General features: G+C 64.7%; 1 pseudogene. It reads right to left on the reverse strand.

The window, feature by feature from the left end:
• Positions 1-235: pseudogene (locus SB753_RS41450) on the reverse strand (MipA/OmpV family protein); the annotation flags it as partial.

Consider the following 235-nt stretch of genomic DNA (forward strand, 5'->3'; position numbering starts at 1 on the left):
GTAGTTGAGCAGCTTGGAGGTGTTGCGCTCGCGCTGGGCCTGCGCCTTGGCCTCGGCGTAGGGCACGCGCTCGGCATAGGACAGGCCGAAGCCCATGCCGATGCGGGTCATCACCCGGCGCGACCAGGGGAAGCCGTAGAAATAGCCCTTCATGTAGGCGTCGATCTGCCAGAAGTCGGGCTGGAAGCCCTTCTCCAGGTGGCGGACGATGCCGGCATAGCCGATGAAGTCGATC

It is taken from the genome of Paraburkholderia sp. SIMBA_053, from assembly GCF_046534895.1.
GTDB lineage: Bacteria > Pseudomonadota > Gammaproteobacteria > Burkholderiales > Burkholderiaceae > Paraburkholderia > Paraburkholderia caledonica.